15 protein-coding genes are annotated in these 15,360 nt (G+C 38.3%); 13 read left to right on the top strand and 2 right to left on the bottom strand.

Translation table 11 applies throughout. From position 1 onward, the window contains the following. The first annotated feature begins 57 nt into the window (after nucleotides 1-57). The 11 genes from der (at nucleotide 58) to EHW89_RS09370 (ending at nucleotide 12,633) form a co-directional block, all read left to right on the top strand. A complete protein-coding gene (gene der / locus EHW89_RS06860) occupies nucleotides 58-1,368 on the top strand; it encodes a ribosome biogenesis GTPase Der (RefSeq protein WP_126467499.1) in 1,311 nt (436 codons plus the stop codon). A gap of 513 nt (nucleotides 1,369-1,881) precedes the next feature. After that, entirely contained in the window at nucleotides 1,882-4,992 is a 3,111-nt protein-coding gene (locus tag EHW89_RS06850) for a DEAD/DEAH box helicase (RefSeq protein ID WP_126467498.1), read from the top strand. Nucleotides 4,993-5,032: 40 nt separating this feature from the next. Then, the gene (locus tag EHW89_RS06845) at nucleotides 5,033-5,677 is read left to right on the top strand and encodes a cystathionine gamma-synthase (protein WP_126467496.1); all 645 of its coding nucleotides are present in this window, start codon (nucleotides 5,033-5,035) and stop codon (nucleotides 5,675-5,677) included. Between the two features lie 81 nt (nucleotides 5,678-5,758). Then, complete coding sequence (murC, locus tag EHW89_RS06840; protein WP_126467494.1) at nucleotides 5,759-7,090, top strand: UDP-N-acetylmuramate--L-alanine ligase; 1,332 nt, start codon at nucleotides 5,759-5,761, stop codon at nucleotides 7,088-7,090. Next, nucleotides 7,080-7,604: a GNAT family N-acetyltransferase gene (locus EHW89_RS06835; protein WP_126467492.1), complete on the top strand. Its 525-nt coding sequence runs from the start codon at nucleotides 7,080-7,082 to the stop codon at nucleotides 7,602-7,604. Before murC ends, EHW89_RS06835 begins: the two co-directional genes overlap by 11 nt. Continuing rightward, nucleotides 7,601-8,095 (top strand): GNAT family N-acetyltransferase, encoded by a 495-nt coding sequence (locus EHW89_RS06830; RefSeq protein ID WP_021001970.1) that lies wholly within the window; start codon nucleotides 7,601-7,603, stop codon nucleotides 8,093-8,095. The genes EHW89_RS06835 and EHW89_RS06830 overlap by 4 nt, the downstream gene beginning before the upstream one ends. Before the next feature lie 114 nt (nucleotides 8,096-8,209). After that, on the top strand, nucleotides 8,210-9,817 hold the full coding sequence (gene mltG, locus EHW89_RS06825) for an endolytic transglycosylase MltG (RefSeq protein WP_126467490.1): 1,608 nt from the start codon (nucleotides 8,210-8,212) through the stop codon (nucleotides 9,815-9,817). A 450-nt stretch (nucleotides 9,818-10,267) separates the two neighbouring features. Next, nucleotides 10,268-10,750: a transcription elongation factor GreA gene (gene greA, locus EHW89_RS06815; RefSeq protein WP_003023612.1), complete on the top strand. Its 483-nt coding sequence runs from the start codon at nucleotides 10,268-10,270 to the stop codon at nucleotides 10,748-10,750. A gap of 97 nt (nucleotides 10,751-10,847) precedes the next feature. Further along, nucleotides 10,848-11,312 carry an 8-oxo-dGTP diphosphatase gene (locus EHW89_RS06810; protein WP_024052494.1) on the top strand — a complete coding sequence of 155 codons (465 nt, stop codon included), beginning with the start codon at nucleotides 10,848-10,850 and terminating at the stop codon, nucleotides 11,310-11,312. A gap of 491 nt (nucleotides 11,313-11,803) precedes the next feature. Further along, nucleotides 11,804-12,358, top strand: coding sequence for a hypothetical protein (locus tag EHW89_RS06805; RefSeq protein WP_126467488.1), 555 nt, complete (start codon nucleotides 11,804-11,806; stop codon nucleotides 12,356-12,358). A gap of 8 nt (nucleotides 12,359-12,366) precedes the next feature. Beyond that, a complete protein-coding gene (locus EHW89_RS09370) occupies nucleotides 12,367-12,633 on the top strand; it encodes a hypothetical protein (RefSeq protein WP_162614550.1) in 267 nt (88 codons plus the stop codon). A gap of 133 nt (nucleotides 12,634-12,766) precedes the next feature. Here EHW89_RS09370 and yidC read toward each other — a convergent pair whose 3' ends face one another. Next, on the bottom strand, nucleotides 12,767-13,684 hold the full coding sequence (yidC, locus tag EHW89_RS06800; protein ID WP_126467486.1) for a membrane protein insertase YidC: 918 nt from the start codon (nucleotides 13,682-13,684) through the stop codon (nucleotides 12,767-12,769). Between the two features lie 79 nt (nucleotides 13,685-13,763). Then, nucleotides 13,764-14,042 carry an acylphosphatase gene (locus tag EHW89_RS06795; protein ID WP_022526596.1) on the bottom strand — a complete coding sequence of 93 codons (279 nt, stop codon included), beginning with the start codon at nucleotides 14,040-14,042 and terminating at the stop codon, nucleotides 13,764-13,766. Between the two features lie 31 nt (nucleotides 14,043-14,073). On the opposite strand from EHW89_RS06795, the gene EHW89_RS06790 reads away from it, so the two are divergent. Both EHW89_RS06790 and EHW89_RS06785 read left to right on the top strand, forming a co-directional pair. Continuing rightward, the gene (locus tag EHW89_RS06790; RefSeq protein WP_022526597.1) at nucleotides 14,074-14,814 is read left to right on the top strand and encodes a TrmH family RNA methyltransferase; all 741 of its coding nucleotides are present in this window, start codon (nucleotides 14,074-14,076) and stop codon (nucleotides 14,812-14,814) included. A gap of 45 nt (nucleotides 14,815-14,859) precedes the next feature. Beyond that, the gene (locus EHW89_RS06785; protein ID WP_003029959.1) at nucleotides 14,860-15,351 is read left to right on the top strand and encodes an HDIG domain-containing metalloprotein; all 492 of its coding nucleotides are present in this window, start codon (nucleotides 14,860-14,862) and stop codon (nucleotides 15,349-15,351) included. Nucleotides 15,352-15,360: the final 9 nt, after the last annotated feature.

Below are 15,360 nucleotides of genomic sequence, written 5' to 3'. Positions count from 1 at the left end.
TAAACAAGCGAAGCTGAGCATTGTGTCCCAGCTTCTTAGAACAGAAAGAGGAACACTATGGCTTTACCAACTATTGCCATTGTCGGCCGTCCTAATGTCGGCAAATCAACACTTTTTAACCGGATTGCCGGGGAGCGGATTTCGATTGTTGAGGATGTTGAAGGAGTGACCAGAGACCGTATTTATGCAACGGCTGAGTGGCTGAATCGCAAGTTTAGCATGATTGATACAGGCGGGATTGATGATGTAGATGCGCCTTTTATGGAGCAAATCAAGCACCAAGCAGAGATTGCTATGGAGGAAGCGGATGTCATCGTTTTTGTGGTGTCTGGAAAAGAAGGTATTACAGATGCGGATGAATATGTGGCTCGTATGCTCTACAAGACCCACAAGCCGATTATTCTAGCGGTTAATAAAGTAGATAACCCAGAGATGCGTAGTGAAATTTTTGATTTTTATGCGCTTGGTTTGGGTGACCCTTATCCCGTTTCTTCTGTTCATGGGATTGGAACGGGGGATATTTTAGATGCCATTGTTGAAAATCTCCCTAATGAAGAAGCCGTTGAAAATCCAGACATGATTAAATTCAGCCTCATCGGTCGTCCCAATGTCGGCAAGTCTAGCTTAATCAATGCGATTTTAGGAGAAGACCGTGTGATTGCTAGTCCTGTGGCTGGAACTACTCGTGATGCGATTGACACGGTCTTTACGGACAATGAGGGACAAGAATTTACCATGATTGATACAGCAGGTATGCGCAAGTCAGGCAAGGTCTATGAAAATACAGAGAAGTATTCTGTTATGCGAGCTATGCGAGCGATTGACCGATCTGATGTGGTGCTTATGGTGCTCAATGCTGAAGAGGGCATTCGCGAGTATGATAAGCGGATTGCTGGTTTTGCTCATGAAGCAGGTAAAGGAATTGTTATCGTTGTTAACAAGTGGGATACGCTGGAAAAAGATAACAAGACCATGCAAAATTGGGAAGCCGATATCCGAGACCAGTTCCAGTACTTGTCTTATGCCCCGATTATCTTTGTTTCTGCCTTGACCAAGCAGCGTCTCCATAAGTTGCCGGCTATGATTAAGCAAATCAGTCAGAGTCAGAATACCCGTATTCCATCAGCGGTGCTCAATGATGTCATCATGGATGCCATTGCCATCAATCCGACACCGACCGACAAAGGCAAACGGCTGAAAATCTTCTATGCGACACAAGTTGCGACCAAACCGCCAACCTTTGTTATTTTCGTCAATGAAGAAGAGCTCATGCACTTTTCTTATATGCGCTTCCTAGAAAACCAAATCCGCAAAGCTTTCGTATTTGAAGGAACACCAATTCATCTCATTGCCAGAAAGCGGAAGTAGGGTGGAACTAACTAAACAAGGCTGAACATAAAAATAGTAGAAATGGTACAGTACAAGATAACTAGTCTAACGTACTTATGTGAGAAAGAAATATGAATTAGATAAATATTGCTAAAGTGGTGCTCGTTGGAATTGCAAGTTCAGCTTATGAGACTATTCATTGCGATGATAGAAAAAATATAAACCCTTTGGCTTTCGCTATTGGTTATCACTTTTTAGTTTGATAGTTGTAGGAATTGCACATCTTTTCTTGGCTGCTATAACATTGGGCGTCATTTGGTTGATGATAACAAAATTCTCTATACTTTTACTGGGAATTTGGCTCCTTTTAGTATTCTTAGTAATAGGAAATACAATATTGCTAGTCGGTTTTATGAAAGTGCTGATTGCACGCACTAAATGCTATAAAAAGCTCAACGAGGACATTTTCTAAAAGAAAGCGAGGAGAACCTTGCTTTTTTTCTTTATGCTGAAAATATGGTATAATGAATAGATAAAATAAAGGTGGTACTTATGGCAAAATTGATTCCTGGGAAGATTCGGACGGAAGGGATTGCTCTTTACGAAGCAGGGAAAATTGAAATTCTTAAAGTGAAAGATCAGATGATTTACAGCCGAGTGGAAAATCACAATCTGCGATATAGTTTGGATGACGAAGCCATTTTTTGCGCCTGTGATTTTTTTCAAAAAAAGAAATACTGTGCTCATCTAGCAGGTTTAGAATATTTTCTTAAAAATGACCCTGAAGGAAAAGTCGTTTTGACTAATCTTGAAGAGGAGCAAACAACTTCAGAAGAAACTCAAACGAAGGTTTCTTTTGGCAGTCTCTTCTTGGATAAAATGCTCCAGACAGAAGAAGTAGCCGTCCGCTATGAACTGTCTGCGGTCGGGCAAGAAGATGATTATACAGGACAATTTTTGTGGACCTTGCGCATCAGTCGTTTACCAGATGAGCGCTCCTATGTTATCCGGGATATTCGTGCTTTTTTAAAGATTGTTGAAAAAGGCGATTATTATCAAATCGGCAAGCACTATTATGAAAAAATGCAATTGGCTGCTTTTGATGAAGCTAGTCAAGAGGTGATCCAGTTTTTACGAGGACTTGTTTCTTATCAGCAAGATCAAGATGCTTCTTTTATCTTTCCAAATGCAGCTAGACATCTTTATTTTCCGTCTAGTCTGTTTGAAGAAGGCGTAAATCGACTCATGAATTTACCGCATTTTCGCTTAGAATACAGTCTTTATGACTATGACAAAGTCTTTTTCCAAGATTTGCATGCTGAAGTAGGAATTTATGATTTTACAGTAGAGGAAAATTTGGATTATTTCGAACTCACCATTACAGAGCAAAATTATAAAATCCTATATGGTGGTGACTTTATTTTTTATGGGGATTATTTCTATCAACTGACAGATCAACAAAAGCGGATGATTCAGGTGATTCGAGAATTACCTGTGGATACCGATCGTAAAAAACGCCTTCAATTTGATACAAGCGATCAAGCAAAACTAGCTTCAGGACTATTAGAATTTGGCAAAGTCGGCTCTATTCACGCACCGGAAAGTCTGGTGATTCATACTTTCACTCCGCTGTTTGATTTCGAGTTATTGGATACTCAGGAAATTCGTCTCAAAATCCAGTTTGATTATGGAAATCGTGTTGTGGATACTCGTTTTAAGTTGGAAGAACTGCCATTTGCCAGCGATTTTCAGTTAGAACAAAGGGTTTTTCAACAAGCTCTGTCTGCTGGTTTTGAAGCAGATTTCACAAGCACTCGTCCACCATTGCAACCACAAGAAATCTACTCCTTTTTCACGGCGACTCTGCCTCATTTTAGACGCTTGGGAAGGGTATCTGTGGCAGAAAACCTGACAGCCTTGTACCAAGTGGAAAGACCGGCAGTTTCTGTTCAGACAAATGGTGGCTTGTTGGACATCGGGTTTGATTTTACAAGTATTGACCAAGTGGAAGTGGATGATGCTTTAGAAGCTCTTTTTTCGGCTAATGATTATTTCATTAGTCGCTCTGGCAAGGTGCTCGTTTTTGACGAAGAAACAAAAAGAGTCAGCAAAACCTTACAGGATTTACGAGCTAAAAAAGGAAAAGACGGCATTTTCCAAACGCAGAAGATTGCTGCTTATCAGCTATCTGAATTGTTTAAAGACCAAGAAAAAGTTAGCTTTTCAGAGGAGTTCCGCCATTTAGCCTTTGACTTGACGCATCCAGAGGAGTTTGCGCTACCTACATTAAAAGTGGAAGCAACTTTGCGTGATTACCAAGAAACGGGTGTCAAATGGATGTCTATGCTTCATCGTTACGGATTTGGTGGTATTTTAGCAGATGATATGGGGTTGGGAAAAACCCTTCAAACCATTGCCTTTTTAAGTAGTCAGCTAAAAAAAGAGACCAATGTTTTGATTTTGGCTCCATCTAGTTTGATTTACAATTGGCTGGATGAGTTTGCGAAATTTGCACCAGAAATGGATGTAGCGGTCATTTATGGATTAAAACCAGTCAGAGATAACTTGATTGCAGAAGGTCATCAGGTGATGATTACAAGCTATGCTTCTTTCCGTCAAGATGTTGAAGAATATAGTCAATTGAACTTCGATTATCTCTTTTTAGATGAAGCGCAGGTCATGAAAAATGCGCAGACCAAGATAGCTCATCATTTACGAAATTTTGAGGTCAAAAATACCTTTGCTCTTTCTGGAACACCGATTGAAAATAACCTCGGCGAATTATGGTCTATTTTTCAAATTGTTTTACCAGGATTATTACCTAGCAAAAAGAACTTTTTGAAACTGCCTGCAGAAACTGTCGCTCGTTTTATTAAGCCATTTGTCATGCGGCGAAAGAAAGAAGATGTCTTGCAAGAATTGCCAGATCTCATCGAAGTGTCTTATCGCAATGAGCTGGCAGATAGTCAAAAGGCTATCTACTTAGCGCAGCTAAAACAAATGCAGGAGCGCGTGCTGACTTCTACAGAGGAAGAACTCAATCGCAGCAAAATGGAAATTTTATCCGGCTTGATGCGTTTGCGCCAAATCTGTGATACCCCAGCGCTCTTTATGGAAGATTATCATGGAGAGAGTGGTAAATTAGAAAGCCTGCTAGAGCTGCTAGAACAGATTCAGACGGGAAACCACCGTGTGCTCATCTTTTCTCAATTCCGAGGTATGCTAGACATTATCGAAAAAGAATTGAAAAAGATGAAAATGGAGATGTTTAAAATTACAGGCTCCACCCCAGCAAAAGATCGCCAAGAGATGACAAATGCTTTCAACAATGGGGAAGGAGACGCTTTTCTAATCTCCCTAAAAGCTGGTGGCGTTGGCTTAAACCTGACAGGTGCAGATACCGTTATTCTAGTTGACCTTTGGTGGAATCCAGCAGTAGAGTCTCAGGCAATTGGTCGAGCTCACCGTATGGGTCAAGAAAGAAATGTAGAAGTCTATCGCCTGATTACGCGAGGCACAATCGAAGAAAAAATCCAAGGATTGCAAGAAAGCAAGCGCCATCTCGTGTCAACTATCCTAGACGGAACGGAGTCGCGCAGCAGCCTAACCGTTGCTGAAATACGAGAAATTCTAGGAATTTCTCCAGAAACACTTGAAAAATAGCATCAATAGTTTATAATGAAGTGTTGAAAGGAATGTGCTAATGAAAGAAAAATCTTTTCCATTGATTTCTGACGATGAAGTCATGTTATCAGAAATGCCGCGTATGAATCTTTATGATGAAAGCGATCTTATCAGCAATATTAATGGTGACTATGTTGATAAAAATTATTTAGAATGGGAACCAATTGTAAAGAAAATTGCAGACAGTCAAGTAAAAGAAGGACAGGCAAAGTCTTACCAAGCGACTTCAGCTGTTCAATCTGTCAAAGCCAAAAAGTCTGCTTCAAAAAGTTATGCAGAATTGGCTAGAGAAGAAGCCAGAGCGGATTTAAAAAAGAAACGTTCGGCAGCTTATTTGACATCGGATTTTACAGCTAAAAAGCGCTCCTATCTTGCTGTTACGAATGGTAACACAGCTATTTCACATCAACCAACAGCATTTTTCCAAAAGGAAAATGGTAGTGAATTGGCAAAATACAGTCGGAATTTGAAACAGGACCAATATATTTTGGCAGATATCAAGACGGAGCCTTCTGTACATCAACCAAATGAATTGCCCCAAAAAGCTAAAAATAATTATGACTTTTTAAAGACAAGTCAAATTTACAACAAAAAAGAATTGCAAAGCCAAAAAGAGCGTCGGATAGCGCAAGAGCTAAATTTAACACGGCTGGAAGAAAAATAATCGAACGTTGACAAGAGCCAAATATTTTTGTGTGAACTTGGTTTCACCCAATTTAACGCTCTTAGCATTTAAGGAGAAATTATGACAAAAACCTATCATTTTATCGGGATTAAAGGCTCTGGAATGAGTGCTTTAGCATTGATGCTGCATCAAATGGGACATCACGTTCAGGGAAGCGATGTGGAGAAATATTATTTTACACAACGTGGCTTAGAGCAAGCAGGGATTAAAATCCTGCCTTTTGACGAAAAAAACCTTCAAGCAGATGTAGAAGTCATTGCAGGAAATGCTTTTCGTCCGGATAATAATATTGAAATTGCCTATGCTGATGCAAATGGAATTGCTTGTAAGCGCTACCATGAATTTCTGGGAACTTTCATGCGTGATTTTGTCAGCATGGGAGTGGCAGGGGCACATGGAAAGACATCAACGACGGGTATGTTGGCACACGTTTTGTCAAACATTACGGATACCAGTTACCTGATTGGTGACGGGACGGGGCGCGGCTCTGCAAATGCGAAATACTTTGCATTTGAAGCAGATGAATACGAACGTCATTTTATGCCTTATCATCCCGAATATTCAATTATCACGAATATTGACTTCGACCACCCAGATTATTTCACTAGCTTAGAAGATGTTTTCAATGCTTTTAATGATTATGCTAAGCAGGTTAGCAAAGGATTATTTGTTTACGGTGAAGACAAAGAATTGCGCCGGGTCACAGCTAACGCTCCTATTTATTACTATGGCTTTAAGGAAGGTAATGACTTTATCGCTCATGACTTACTCCGTTCTACGACAGGCTCTAGCTTTAAAGTCTCTTTCCGTGGGCAAGAATTAGGAGAATTTAAGATTCCTAGCTTTGGTCGTCACAATATCATGAATGCAACAGCAGTCATTGGGCTCTTATACACAGCTGGATTTGACTTAAATTTAGTTCGGGAGCATTTGGCTACTTTTGGTGGTGTGAAACGTCGCTTCACTGAAAAAATGGTGAATGGAACGACAATTATTGATGACTTTGCTCATCACCCTACTGAAATCATTGCAACTTTAGATGCAGCTCGCCAGAAATATCCAAGCAAAGAAATCGTTGCAATTTTCCAACCCCATACCTTTACTAGGACTATTGCACTTTTGGACGAATTTGCAGAAGCTTTGAATCAAGCAGATGCAGTGTATTTAGCACAGATTTATGGTTCTGCACGTGAAGTGGATCATGGAGATGTCAAAGTAGAAGATTTAGCTGAAAAAATTATCAAAAAGGCAGAAATTATTACTGTTGACAATGTTTCGCCATTGTTAGAACACCCAAATGCTGTTTATGTTTTCATGGGAGCTGGGGATATTCAGACTTATGAATATTCTTTTGAACGTTTGCTATCCAATTTGACAAGCAATGTCCAGTAATCTAATACCACAAGTCACCCTTCGAGAAGCTTCTTTGGAAGATTGGAAGGCAATCGTTGCGATTGAGGAGGCGAATTTTTCCACAGAAGCAGCTGGTGCAGAAACAATCCAAAAATGGATTGAACAGGGTCAAACGAACTTTTTAATAGCGGAATTAAATGAGAAAATAGCTGGCTACCTTGTAGGGTCAGCCGTTTTTTCACGTCATTTGACAAAGGAAATGATAGACAATTCGTCAAAGTGGCAGCAAGATTCTGATTTTATGACGATTCAGCGCTTATCCATTCATCCAGATTTTAAAGAGCAGGGACTGGGAACTTTGCTTTTAGCTGCTTGCAAAGAAATAGCTGTTGCACAAAATCAGAAAGGTCTTCAGCTGGTTTGTTCAGATGATTTGATTTCTTACTACGAAATGAATGCTTTCATAAATGAAGGAATTTCTGAAAGGGGAGATAGCCATGCTATTTTACATGAATTCGTTTGGGATAATCCATATTTTAAGGAGGGAAAATGAAGATTAGACAGGCAAATTTAGCAGATTTGGATGCTATTACGACTATTGAATGGGAAAACTTTGGACCAGAAGAAGCTCTGAGTCGAGAGATTTTGGAAGCTCATATCCAAAAATTAACAACCAGTTTCTTAGTAGCTGAACGAGACGGTCAGATTTTAGGCTACCTTGAAGGGCCTGTTCGTCCAGAACGCCATTTAGTAGATCAATCCTTTACTTCTGAGGTAGAAGATTATAGTCATTTGACAGACCATTATATTTCGTTGACCAGTTTATCTATTGATAAAAATGCTCAAAATATGGGATTAGGTCGCAGTTTGTTGAATGCAATGAAGGATATTGCTATTCGCGACCAGCGTTTGGGAATCAACTTAACTTGTCATGATTATTTGGTCGCTTACTATGAAAAACATGGTTTTATCAACGAGGGCGTATCCCAATCTACCTATGCAGGTGAAGTTTGGTATGATATGCTTTGGAAAACTCCCAAATAGTGGAGAAAAGAATTGATTATTCTGTAGGATGCTTGAAAGAAAGGCATTCTCTTATTGCTTTTCTTTACCTTTTAAGATATAATAGTAGGGATATTGAACAAGGAGGTCAACTATTTGGCTGAAGATTCACAAGAAAAAGAAGGGCTGAGTTTTAAAGAACAGATTCTGCGCGACTTGGCTAAAGCAAAGGGAACTGAACAACCAAAACCTGTAGAAGAATCTAATGATTTGCAGGAAAAGTTAGGTTTGGGTCAATCTGTGCTTCCTTCTGCACAGGAAGAAGAGAAAGCAACTGTTTCTGAAAAGGATATACCAAAAGTTCAAAAAGAAGAAAGTGGCGAACCAGAGCCAGCTCCTTTAGAAAGTCCCCTTCCAACCATTGAGCAAATAGAAGCCGAAGCAGTAGCTAGGGAAGAAGAAAAAGAGTTTAATACTCATACGACGAAAGTCCCTGTTTCTTACCCAACCAATCAGGCTGTTGAAGAAACCAAGGTTCCAAAAGAATTAGTTCAACCTGCAGTTTACGGAACGGAGCAAGATACAAAGAAACTTTCTCGTTCAAATCGGACTGCTCAAACGATTAACACGAAGAAGCGTCAAAATAAAATCGCCGGAAAAATCGTCAAAACGGTCTTAATTTTGCTGCTTTTAGGGATTGGTTTAACTGGTTTCTTTGCTTATCGCTATGTTACATCAGCTTTACAACCAGTTGATGCGAAAAATACAAAGTATGTGACGGTTAAGATTCCGACTGGATCGAGCACCAAAGCAATTGGAACGGTCTTGGAAAAAGCTGGTTTGATCAAAAATGCTCAGATTTTTAGCTATTATGCTAAGTTTAAAAACTATGCAGATTTCCAATCGGGTTATTACAATCTGCAAAAGAGCATGAGTTTGGATACGATTGCTAAAAAGCTACAGCAAGGTGGAACGGACACTCCGCAGGATCCCTCAATGGAAAAATTGACCATTCCAGAAGGATATACGATTGACCAAATTGCAAAAACGATTGCGAAGTTGAAGAAAAATAAATTGTCTTCGGATACGTTCTTAAAGAAAGTGCAAGATGATAATTTTATCACTCAGGAAGCTACAAAATATCCAAACTTATTAGGCAATTTAGCTAAAAAAGAGAGCGGTGTTAAGTATCGCTTAGAAGGCTATCTTTTCCCTGCCACTTACAATGTGACAGATAGTACAACAGCTGAAACTCTCATTGATCAAATGTTAGCTGCAATGGATAAGACTATGTCGCGATATTATGATGTTTTAGCAACGAAGAACTTGACGGTGCACGATGTTTTAACAATTGCGTCCTTGGTTGAAAAAGAAGGTTCAACAGATCAAGACCGAAAAAACATCGCAAGTGTCTTTTACAATCGTTTAAATCAAAACATGCCTTTGCAAAGTAATATTGCAATTTTGTATGCTCAAGGGAAGCTTGGTCAAAAGACAACCTTAGCAGAAGACGCTGCGATTGATACTAATATTGATTCGCCTTACAATGTTTATAAAAATACCGGTTTAATGCCTGGTCCTGTAGACAATCCTAGTCTTTCTGCTATTGAAGCGACTGTTAATCCAGCCAAAACGGATTATCTTTACTTCGTAGCCAATACAGAAACAGGAAATGTTTATTTCGCAAATACCTATGAAGAACATGAAAAAAATGTTCAAGAACATGTTAATAGTAAATTGACACAATCAAGTAGTTCAAATTAAAAAAGCGGGACAAACGTAACTTTTAAAACTTGATTTTGTTCTACTTCTGAGCAATGATGTATAAGTCTAAAAAGATTGCTACAAGTGTATTTTAGACTAGATGAAGAATGCACCTTGCAAAGCAAGCGAATATTAAAAAGAAGCTGGGACGAAAGTTTCCAGCTTCAAAGTATAAAGTATATAGTTATAATAAACCAACGACGCAGCTACTGATTGCTCAAAGCATTGCTTTGAGGTGGCGGATAGAACTTGTAAAGCAAATCTCAAAGTTGTTTGCTTTTCAAGCTCGGTAGAACACTTTTGACAAAAACTTTGTTTTCTTTATCCACCACCTCAACAGTCTGGGAGACTGTTGAGCAACCCTGCGGGGGTGAGACTAGGAACTAAAATTTTCAAGCTGAGTTCTGTCCCACTCCCTCTTTATTTTAAAAATAGAAAGAAGAAAAAATAATGGCAGAAAAAACTTATCCCATGACCCTTGAAGAAAAGGAAAAACTTGAAAAAGAATTAGAAGAACTTAAATTAGTTCGTCGTCCAGAAGTGGTAGAACGTATTAAAATTGCTCGCTCTTATGGAGACTTATCAGAAAATAGTGAGTATGAAGCAGCCAAAGATGAGCAGGCATTTGTTGAAGGACAAATCTCAAGTCTGGAAACCAAGATTCGCTATGCTGAAATTGTAGATAGTGATGCAGTAGCACAAGATGAAGTTGCTATTGGTAAGACCGTTACGATTCAAGAAGTTGGTGAAACGGATGAAGAAGTCTATATGATTGTGGGTGCAGCAGGAGCAGATGCTTTTGCTGGAAAGGTTTCTAATGAAAGTCCTATTGGACAAGCTCTAATTGGCAAGAAAACAGGCGATACTGCTACAGTTGAAACACCTGTGGGCAGTTATGATGTAAAAATCCTAAAAGTCGAAAAAACAGCTTAAAAAATAAAGGATTGGGATAGGTTGATGGCTGCGATAGCAACTATGAAACCTGTCCCAAATTCTTATCTATTTGATACAAAGTTTAGAGGAGAAAAATATGTCCCGTAAATCTCAAGTAATTTTAACCAATATGTGTCTGATTGAAGATAATCAAAATCGCATTGTCATGCAGATTCGTGATCCCAAGATGTATTCTTGGTCAGGAGCAGCTTTACCTGGTGGACATATAGAAGAAAAGGAGAGCCTCCACCAAGCAGTTGTGCGTGAAATTTATGAAGAAACGGGACTAACAATCCATCATCCTAAACTGGTTGGTATGAAACATTGGTACACAGCAGAAGGCATTCGTTATCTGGTCTTTCTTTATCGTACAAATGAATTTTCAGGACATCTCCGCTCATCAGAAGAAGGTGAAGTTAGGTGGGTGGCGCGTGAAGAGTTGGATACTCTCGAATTGGCTTATGATTTAAAAAATTTGCTACGTATTTTTGATGACAAATCATTGTCAGAATTGTTCTATAGTGAACGCTTAGAAAATGATTTTGTTCGCGAATTTTGGTAATTTTATGTTTAAATGAGGGCATTCTATTTATTCAGGCTGGGGATTGAATAGGTAGTGGTAGACTATAAATTACATGATTGATTTTAAAAGGGAGTATTACATTTGATGCTTGATTACCTCAACATCAAAAAGATTAATCATTGAGTGGAGATTGCAGTCTATATTTTTAATCATCATACTAGACGAATAAAGATGAAAGATGCTTAAAGTTACTACAATGCATTATTTTCTAAAGACACTACGTTTTCACATGTACGTTCTATTCTTCTTGTATTGATTAAGTTCAATAGGTTGTAAGTAATTTTTTTCCTTAGGATCTTTTGGTTGTGAAGATAAATGTAATAGTTATTTATCAGAGAGGGTTAGGAGAAATATATAAGTACAATGTTTTTACGAGAATATTTAGTAACAGTTATTTGAGTGTTTGTGTTATAATCTAATTGCTTAATTAAAATTAGTATATGAGTAAAATTTCGACGGAGGACGATAATATGATTAGATATTCATCGAGTTATTGTAAAGGAAATGGTATCGCAAAAGTAGCATTTGTTTTTATTTGCCCTGGGCAAGAAGAGAAAAAGGAAGGAAAACCGGTTGCAGGTCAGACGGGAAAAAATTTGGAGATACTTTTATCTTTTTTGAATAAAAGTCTTCCCAATGTGTTTCCTAGTACGAATAGGTATGATTATCGAATTTCGAACTTATCGGATGAAATTTGGCCCAAGAGAAAAAATGGGAGAACTATCCCACTAATAAGTAGTATTAGAAAAAAAGAAAATATAGACCGTATTATTCAAGAAATTGGAGACTGTGAAATTATTATTTTTTTCAGTAAAAATAAAACTTACAACAAAGTAATTAAAAAGATTAAAAGAAAATTGAAACCTAAGCATGCTATACAGAGCAGGCATCTTGGATTTCAATCAATAAATAGAGGAATAAGATGTGATAAGTCAGGTAACGAGTTAGTTCGAGGGGATAAAGGAAATACCTCTAAGCGACTTGAAGTTATTGCAGAGAAAATAAAAAAAGAACTGAAAAAATAGATTAGTTAATTGATATCTTCAAATTTGCTTGTAATCGCTATGAGTACATTCCTACTGAAAAAGCACTTTTAAAAGTTCGAGAGTGGTTAAATGGTAAGTTGGAAGAGAAAGATGAAAATTTTTCAAATGGTCGCTTAGTTAGAAACTTTTTTGATGATGTTGTGTTGGCTCAATCTAAACGATTAGCAGCAGAAAGTGGAGGATTGAGTAAAACACAACTTGTCCAAATAATTGAGTCGGATATACCAGTATGCACTTCAAAGACTATAGAGTAACTATTTAATCTTTCTATACATCTATAGGAAGTCTTATGCCAACTGTTACATTTTAAACTCAACATAATTGATGATTATTTCTGATTGAATGATAAACAAAAAGAAGCTGGAATGATTGTTCCAGCTTTTTTGCTTATCTTGAACGTTGTTTTCCAGCGTTACGATTTTTCTTTTTATTTTGTTTTCTATTTTCAATAACGGCCTGTGCTTGAGGTGTTACATCTTTTTTACGACCAGAATTTTTAATGGCTTTAGGCGGATTATTTTTATATTCTTCAGCTACGCGTTTTCTGAGTTGAGGACGGATGTAATGATTGATAATCAATTGTTGGATAATCATGATGAAACCACCGACTACCCAATAAAGTGTTACACCTGCTGGAGCTGTGAACGAGAAGATGACAATCATGAGCGGACTCATGTACATCATTTTCTTCATTTGCTCTTTTTGAACCTCATCAACGCCGACAAGGGTCAAAGCAGATTGAATGAAATACAAAATTCCGACGATAATGGTGAGAAGAATGCTGGCTTTTCCGAGTGGAATTCCTAGGAAGACACTCTTAGCTACTCCTTCAGTGTATTGAGCAGAGAAATAAAGGGCAGAGAAAAATGGTAATTGAATCAGGAGAGGAAGACATCCGATACCTCCGAGCATATTGACACCATTTTCTTTTTGAGCAGCCATGAGAGCTTGCTGAGCAGCCAGTTTTCCTTCTTGTGTTTCAGCGTTCTTCATGCGTTCTTGGATAGGTTCAAAAATAGGCTTCAAATAATTCATCTTTTCTGATTGGTAAGTTGATTTCCAAGACTGATAAAGTCCAAGCGGAAGGATAATCAAGCGGACAATCAAAGTAACAATGATGATGGCAACACCAAAACCAAGCCCCATATTATTAGCAAAATACTGAATGGCAAGGCTCATTGGTCTTCCGATAATATCCCAGACAAATCCAGCAGGCTTACCATTTTTGACTTGTACACATCCTGAGAGTAGCAGAAGCATAGACAGCCCTAACCCTGAGAATAAAATACGATTTAATTTTTTCACGTGTTTGTTTCCTTTTTCTAAAAAATAATACCTTTCTATTCTACTGTTTTTTTCCTAAATATACAATAGTTCTTGAGACCTAATTTGCAATTTTAAAATCTGAATAGGAATCAAAATTAGCCATTGTGACATCTAAATAGCTGACTTTTGAAAATGGCGTTGGTCCTTTGCGGATTTCTTGGATAAATTTTGCCATGAGGGCAGAATTCTTCGCTTGTGCTAAAATCTCTACAGTTCCGTCTTCATTATTCCAGACACGACCGGTGATACCACCGATTTCTTTGGCAAGTGTGTAAACACCCCAACGAAAGCCGACACCTTGCACACGACCTTGCGCAATCATTCTTACTTTTTGCATGTGAGCCTCCTTTTTGTGATATAATAGTTCTATGAATATTATAACCTCAAAAGCTAATAATGTGGTAAAAAATACTAAAAAATTACTTCAAAAAAAATATCGAAAAGATTCTTATTTGATTGAAGGCTGGCATTTATTTGAAGAAGCAGTCAATGCACAAGCTAAAATTCGGCATATCTTTGTTTTAGAAGAATTTGTCGACAGAGTGCAGGATTTTCCTCAAGTTCATGTAGTGACGGCAGAAATTTTGGCGGATTTGGCTGATTCCAAAACACCGCAGGGCATCGTGGCAGAAATTGCTTTTGAAAAACAGATGCTTCCTTCCGTTCTCAAAGGGAAATATCTTTTTTTAGAAGATGTGCAAGATCCGGGGAATGTGGGCACGATTATCCGAACAGCTGATGCGGCTGGCTATGATGGGGTGTTTATTTCGCAGCATTCAGCAGATATTTACAATCTGAAAACTCTGCGTTCCATGCAAGGCAGCCATTTTCATTTGCCTGTTTACCGAGTAAAAACAGCAGATTTTCTTGACCTTGCTAAACAGGCACAATTGCCGATATTGGCAACAACGCTTTCAAAAGATTCGATGGATTATCGGAAGTTAGCACCACTGTCGAATTTTGCTCTTGTGTTGGGAAATGAAGGTCAGGGGATTAGTTCTGAAATGGCAGAAGCAGCTGATTACCTCATTCATATTTCGATGAAAGGACGAGCTGAGAGTTTAAATGTCGCCGTGGCAGCAGGCATTCTCATCTTTGCTTTAAGCTAAAATTTAGAAATATATTTATAATTAGAAGCACATGGAGGTGGTTCTATGCTTTATAAAGAAGACAAAGAGTATATGGAGCATGTTGGACAATTGATTGCTCAACCACGCGTCCAGAAATTAAAAACCATAACACACCATATTTATTCCAATCGCTTGGAGCATTCGATTCATGTTAGTTATACGAGTTATAAAATTGCTAAAAAATTAGGTTGGGATGCAAAAAGTACCGCACGTGGCGGACTTCTGCACGATATGTTTTATTATGATTGGCGGGAAACGAAATTTAATAAAAGTCATGCTTGGGTACACCCTCGCTTAGCAGTACGAAATGCACGGAAAGTAACCAATTTAAATAAAGTGGAAGAAGACATCATTATCAAACACATGTGGGGAGCAACATTGGCACCACCACGGTATAAAGAAGGCTATATTGTCACCATGGTGGATAAATACTGGGCGATCAAGGAAGCCATGGCGCCAGTTCGGAAAAGAATGGCTAAAAGAAGACTTTTTCATCGAAAAATGTTAAAATCGTAACATATCATA

The sequence above is a fragment of the Streptococcus periodonticum genome (assembly GCF_003963555.1).
Lineage (GTDB): Bacteria > Bacillota > Bacilli > Lactobacillales > Streptococcaceae > Streptococcus > Streptococcus anginosus.
Note: the sequence above shows the minus strand (reverse complement) of the source record. Positions and strands in the feature narration are given on the sequence as shown.

Coding starts and splice junctions, on each gene's coding strand:
- der (WP_126467499.1), top strand. CDS start 58: ATGGCTTTACCAACTATTGCCATTGTCGGCCGTCCTAATGTCGGCAAA.
- EHW89_RS06850 (WP_126467498.1), top strand. CDS start 1,882: ATGGCAAAATTGATTCCTGGGAAGATTCGGACGGAAGGGATTGCTCTT.
- EHW89_RS06845 (WP_126467496.1), top strand. CDS start 5,033: ATGAAAGAAAAATCTTTTCCATTGATTTCTGACGATGAAGTCATGTTA.
- murC (WP_126467494.1), top strand. CDS start 5,759: ATGACAAAAACCTATCATTTTATCGGGATTAAAGGCTCTGGAATGAGT.
- EHW89_RS06835 (WP_126467492.1), top strand. CDS start 7,080: ATGTCCAGTAATCTAATACCACAAGTCACCCTTCGAGAAGCTTCTTTG.
- EHW89_RS06830 (WP_021001970.1), top strand. CDS start 7,601: ATGAAGATTAGACAGGCAAATTTAGCAGATTTGGATGCTATTACGACT.
- greA (WP_003023612.1), top strand. CDS start 10,268: ATGGCAGAAAAAACTTATCCCATGACCCTTGAAGAAAAGGAAAAACTT.
- EHW89_RS06810 (WP_024052494.1), top strand. CDS start 10,848: ATGTCCCGTAAATCTCAAGTAATTTTAACCAATATGTGTCTGATTGAA.
- EHW89_RS06805 (WP_126467488.1), top strand. CDS start 11,804: ATGATTAGATATTCATCGAGTTATTGTAAAGGAAATGGTATCGCAAAA.
- EHW89_RS06795 (WP_022526596.1), bottom strand. CDS start 14,042: ATGCAAAAAGTAAGAATGATTGCGCAAGGTCGTGTGCAAGGTGTCGGC.
- EHW89_RS06790 (WP_022526597.1), top strand. CDS start 14,074: ATGAATATTATAACCTCAAAAGCTAATAATGTGGTAAAAAATACTAAA.
- EHW89_RS06785 (WP_003029959.1), top strand. CDS start 14,860: ATGCTTTATAAAGAAGACAAAGAGTATATGGAGCATGTTGGACAATTG.